Genomic DNA, 6295 nt, shown 5'->3' with positions numbered 1-6295 from the left:
CGATCTGATATATTGACGGTTCTCCCCCGACTGGTCTGTTTTAAAATTAGTCCTTAGGATTTCATGGCGTGCTATCAGATGCCTGAAACTTTCCTCGAGTTTATCAGCATCTATTTTGCCTGTAAAAACAACTGCTGCCGGCATATTATAGGCAAGCGAACCGCCTTCAAGCTGGCTCAGCAGCCAAAACCTTTCCTGGGAAGCAGACATAGGGTAGCTTTCCATAAACCCTGCTGCACCAATGGCCGTATATTGGTCTTCTTGTAATTGCAGCGAAAGGGATTCAATAGTGGGGTTTTCAAAAAATAATTTTAAGGAAATTGACTTGCCCAATTCTTTAAAAATTCTATTAAATATTTGAACAGCAATCAAACTATGTCCGCCTAAACCGAAAAAATTATCTCTAATACCAATTGGTTCAATTCCCAGTAACTCTTGCCATATTTCAACTATTTTATGCTGAATTTCATTAATTGCTGCAACATATTGGTTTTTAACAGCATCTTCTAGTCCAACATTTGGTAGACTTTTACGATCAATTTTACCATTTGGCGTTAAGGGCAAATTTTCTAAAGCCACATAAAAAACCGGAACCATATAATAAGGCAGATTTTCATTTAAAAAAGCACGTAATTTATTTTTATCAATGTTTGAAGAAGAAACTAAATAAGCAACGAGTATTTTATCCTGGTTTTTCTCTTTAACATCAACGACTACTTGATTAATATCTGTAGAAAATTGCAGTATCTGACTTTCAATTTCTCCCAATTCAATTCTATATCCTCTTATTTTAACCTGCTGGTCTTTTCTTTCTAAATACTCAATATTTCCATCAGCAAGCCAATATCCAATGTCGCCTGTTCTGTAGATTTTTTCGCTTGCATTAAATGGATTTACAATAAATTTCTCATCTGTAAGAGCATTATTCAAATAGCCTTTTGACAAACTAAGTCCGGTTAAAAAAATCTCTCCTGCTTGTCCGATATGGCAAAGCTCCAATGACTCATCAAGGATATAAACCTGCATGTTAGCAATTGGTTTACCTATTACTATTTTAGTGTCTTTAAAAACTTCAGTAGCAATACAACCAACAGTTGCCTCCGTTGGTCCATATTCATTAAATATTCTGAGATCTTCATTAATGCTCTTTAAAATATCAATCTGGTAGTTAAAAAGTTTTTCTCCTCCACAAATTATTCTTTTAATCTGCGAGTTTTTTATATCCAGATCTTTCAATAAAGAAATATGAGCCGGAGTAATTTTTAAGGTATCAATCTCCGGATTCAGCAATGATTCTTTTAACAGTGAACTGATTTCTTTATCAAAATTTGATATCCATAATTGCTTACCTCTGGTTAAACTTGTAAATAATGCCGTTATAGAAAGATCAAAAGAAATGGAAGTAAACAGCCCCCAGTTACCAAAATCGGTATCTTCAAAATAATATTTATTTGCCCATTGAATATAGTTTGATAAGTTCGAATGACTGATCATACATCCTTTAGGTTTTCCGGTAGATCCAGATGTAAAAATACAGTACGCTATATCTGTTTTATCATACTTAACTTCGTGTTTAGAGTCTTTATACCCTAAAATTTCATCGTAAGAAGGAGTTATAATTTTACCGTTAACAGTGCTTAAGTCAATCGCTAAATTAGGATCACAAATAATAACTTTACATTTAGATTCTTCTAAAATATAATTGATACGGTTTATGGGATAATTCGCATCAATAGGAATATAATAAGCACCGGATTTTAAAATTCCTAATACACTTATAATATACCATTCTGTAGCATTGCCAATAAAACAAACGGCATCTCCTTTACCTATATTAAATTTTTCAATTAAATAGTTTTTAAATTGATCTGATTTACTATTTAAATCGTTATAATTAATTTTAATATTTTCATTAAGTATTGCCGTCTTACCAGGAAAAGAAACGACCTGATCGTTAAACAATTCTAAAATAGAATCAACTGCTGCAAAAGGATCCTTTGTGTTATTTGAATGCGATATAATTGAATGCTCAATTTCGCTAATACCAAAGTTTTCTATCTCATTATCTGCTCTATTTTTAAAATATTTTCCGACTTGAAATTTTAGAATATTTTGCTCTGCTTGTGCAAAAACTTCTTCATTAAAATATAGATCAATAGTTAAATAATTTCCATAATCGATACACGATACTTTAAGATCAAATTTGTCCTGAACTAAAAAAATATCATGAATTAAAAATGAATTATCAGCTTCATTTTCTTCCTTTAAATCAATAAACTCAAACTGATATTTAAAGTAAGAAATGTTGCTGTTGTTTTCTCTGTCGAGTGTAAAAAAATCTGCCCAGTCAAGAACAGAATCAAATTGTTTCTGAATGTAATTTAAGGCTTCAGCAACTTCTAAATAAGATGATTTTTCAAAAAGAAGCGGTGTAATTGTATTTACGAAACCCAGTGTATTTGCCAGTTCTTTGTATTTTCTCTCAAAAGGAACATAACCAATCGTAACTTCTGTTTCTTCAAATAAAAACAGGTATTTTAAGTATTGATTTAATAAAAAATGCTCTTTGCTAATTTTTGCATCATTACAAAATGATGTGATTTTAGCATAATCATCACACTCAATTTTGCAAATTGATGCTCTTTGAGGTTTAAATAATGTTGTGTCTGAATCATTTTGAAAAGGGATATTTTTACGCTCAAGATCAAACTTATACTTTTTCCAAAATAAAACAGCTTCAGGTTCCGGCTCACTTATTAATTCATTTTGCCATGAACTAAATCCTGAATATTCAATAATATCACTATTTTCTACTTCGCTTTTATTTAGATTTATACTACTAAACAAAAGTTTAGAAAATAGTATTAAACTAAACGAATCGCTCCATAATGAATATACTCTGACATAAAGAAATTTTACATTTGTTGATTCTTTAATAAAAAAGAATCTTATCGGATTATTTATTGCCGGATCGTATGAAGCAAACTTGTCTAAATTAATTTCATCATTATTTTTATCCTCCTCAATTTCAAACCATTCTGTTTTTCCCTTTACTGCATCTGACTGAATTGGATACTTAAATCCATCTTTAGAAATAGTTCTATAATTTAAAATTTCATTGCTCGTAATAATATTTTCTATTACTTCTAATAATTTTTCAGCCTTAACCGGATTTTTAAATTCAATTTTTATCTGATTATAATATTCATTTGAATCCTTTAAGCTCCATAAATTTTTTTGATTTTCAGAAAACTCGAAACCATTCATATCGTTATTTACATTCATTTCTTTTCTGCGCTTTTTAAAATTAATTGGGAAGATGGTTTATAACATTTAATCTGTAATTAAATGCCGATATACTTCTTTAAAACAATGGTTTATATTTTCTCTATGCTATTGAAACAATGATTTTTCTTTCTCCCTTATAAGGATTTCTTCCATGTGAAAAGAGCAAATTATCCAGAAATAAAACATCTCCTTTTTCCCATTTAAATTCGATGGTTGCTTTAGCATACGCTAATTTTATTTCTTCTATTTCTTCTTTAGAAATTTCTGTACCGTCTCCAAAAAAAGTATTATTTGGTAATTCATCATCCGATTGAACTGATTTCAGAATTTCTTCATGCAGCATATGTTTATTAAAAAACATTCCATGATTAAACCAGACTAATTCATTGGTTATCGGATGGTTCCAAATGGCTTTCTTTTTCCAGGACAAAACCAATTCGTTTTCGCCAACCCATTCAAAAGTTATATTGCTTAATTCACATTCTTTTTCAACTTCGCTTTTATCACTGGTCTGAAAAACTTCTTGCCATGATAATCCCAAGACTCCTTTTAAACTTCTTCTGTATAAAATTCCTTTCTCTAAAAATTTATTTCTTAATTTCTCGCTTAAAAAACTCAATACAAGCCTATTGTCTGCAATTGGGGTTTCTCCTTTATATTCTGAAGGCGTTATGCAACAAAAAATAATTCGTTCCGGATGATTAACTGCATACGAATTTTCGCTGTGCATATTAATTGACAATTCCTCCGGATATGTAGTTGATACATATACATTCTCGATTAATTCGAATCTTGGAGATGATCTGAATTTATATTCCAAAAGTTTTTTAGGAAATAAACGTATCAGATCCTGAAATTTTTCGACTGTGTTAATTTTAAAATCCCTGAATAATAAGGCTCCGTAACTAGAAAGTTCTTTTTCGAATTTTTCATTATTATCCGTTAGCCATTTTTTTAAATCATATCCTGAAACAACTGACTTGAATACTAAAGGAAATTTAGTGTCCTGAAAAAAAGTTTCACTAACATCTTCATTCAAATTAACTTTTTTGACTTCCTGGTTTTTTATTTTATTGATTCTGTTTATCATGATTATCTTTTTAAAAATTTATTCAGCTTATTTTCATTTCTCTTAGAAATATCTTTATTGTTTTTTTGCAGATCTTTAATGAGAATATTTTCGTTTTGGAATATTTTAGTCATTATTTTATCAAAATCTTTCATCATTATTTCAATTTCGATATCTTCAAAAACATCTGTATTAAACTGTATTATTAAGTTTAAAGCATCGAATTCTGTAAAAACAAAATTTAAATCGAACTGAGAAGTGTCATTTACAGTATTAAATCCTTCGATTTCAAACTCATCAAATGGGTCTATTTCAACATTATTATTAACTGTATTTAAATTCATCATCACATCAAATAATCCTGATCTACTCAAATCTCGTTTCAGTTTTAATTTTTCGATAAGACTGTAAAAAGGATAAATCTGATTATCAAATGACTCTAATATGGTCTTTTTATGCAATTCTAAAAATGCAGCAAATGGACTATCGGTATTAATTTTAGTTCTTAACGCCAGCACATTTGTAAACAATCCTACCAGATTTTCTAATTCAGGGTGATTTCTCCCTGAAACCGGAGTTCCGATAATAATATCATCCTGCATCGATTTTGTAAACAGCAAAATATTTAAAACTGCATTTAAACTTATAAAAGAGGTGACATCATGTTTATTATTAAACAGTTTGAACGCTCTGTAAAAATCTTCAGAAAACTTATATTCTAAATTTTTTCCGTTATAAGTCTTTACTGCAGGTCTTGTTTTGACAGTTGGAATATTAATTACCGGGATTTCTCCTTTAAATTTCTCTATCCAAAAGTTTTCTGCTATTTCAAATTTCTTTTCCTGCTCATTTTCTATAAGCCATAAAACATAGTCTTTGTATTGAATTTTCAATTCTGGAAGTATAATTTTTTCCTTGTTTTTTAATTGTTTATAAAAGTCCAGAACTTCTTTCATTATTATATCAAGCGACCATCCATCGGCGATAATATGATATAGTGAAATGAAAAATACATACTCATTTTGATCCACTTTAAGAAGATGATTTTTGATTAACGGCAGTTTTTCCAAATCAAAATCCTCATTGGTAACTTTATCCAGTAGTTCTAAAACCTGAGAAGGTTTTTTATTTATGAAATCATGATTATTAATTTTATAATAAACATCTTCTTTTCCAACATACTGATTAACAACACCTGAAGAATTTACTTTAAAATAAGTCCTTAGAATTTCGTGTCTCTTAATTAACAAGTTAAAGGCTTCTTCAAATATTTCAACATCTATATTGCCATGAATTTTGAACGTATTGGTTATATCATATGCTTTTAAAACATCTCCCGTTTGATTCATTAACCAATACTGTGTTTGTGCTAATGTTAGAGGATATGATTCTGATAATGGCGCTTTTTGAATTCCTGCAAAAGTTTTTTCTTCCAGTAACTTGTCTATTTTTTCTATTGTTGGGTTTAAAAAGAAATCTTTAAACGATATATCTCTGCCCAATTGTTGGTTTATTTTATTAATAACCTGAATAACTATTAAACTGTGACCGCCCATTTCAAAGAAATTATCAGTAATACCAATTCTTTCTATGCCCAAAACTTCTTGCCATATTGCTGCTAATTTTTCTTCTAATGGAGTTGTTGGCGCTGCATAATTGCTTGTAACGTCTTGCTCGCTAATATTGGGTAATTTTTTAAGATCAACTTTACCATTTGGTGTTAAGGGCAATTCGCTGAGTGCTACATAAAAACCGGGAACCATATAATTTGGCAAACGCTCTTTTAGAAAATCCTGAATCGATTCCTTGTTAAATTCTCCGTTAGGAACAATGTAAGCAACCAAAAATTTGTTCTTACTTGCATCTTCTTTGACTACTATTCTATTGTGTTTTACTAATGGAGATTTAGCTAATTCTGTTTCTATTTCCCCAAGTTCA

Annotated in this window: 3 protein-coding genes; all 3 read right to left on the bottom strand. The window is 29.8% G+C overall.

Annotated features, from left to right (window positions below; all coding sequences use genetic code 11):
• The coding region (locus BXU01_RS23335) for a non-ribosomal peptide synthetase (RefSeq protein WP_123774178.1) at nt 1-3285 on the bottom strand (3285 nt) is incomplete at its 3' end.
• A 103-nt stretch (nt 3286-3388) separates the two neighbouring features.
• Nucleotides 3389-4378: a TauD/TfdA family dioxygenase gene (locus BXU01_RS23330; RefSeq protein WP_083696227.1), complete on the bottom strand. Its 990-nt coding sequence runs from the start codon at nt 4376-4378 to the stop codon at nt 3389-3391.
• 2 nt (nt 4379-4380) lie between these two features.
• A partial coding sequence (locus BXU01_RS23325; RefSeq protein ID WP_255373836.1) for a condensation domain-containing protein occupies nt 4381-6295 on the bottom strand: 1915 nt, incomplete at its 5' end.

The sequence above is a fragment of the [Flexibacter] sp. ATCC 35103 genome, from assembly GCF_001975985.1.
In the GTDB taxonomy this organism is placed as follows: Bacteria; Bacteroidota; Bacteroidia; order Flavobacteriales; family Flavobacteriaceae; genus Flavobacterium.
The sequence above is the reverse complement of the archived record's forward strand: the minus strand, read 5'-3'. Positions and strand labels throughout refer to the sequence as shown.

Excerpts from the sequence above, each read along its gene's own strand:
- BXU01_RS23330 (WP_083696227.1), bottom strand. The coding sequence starts at position 4,378 with ATGATAAACAGAATCAATAAAATAAAAAACCAGGAAGTCAAAAAAGTT.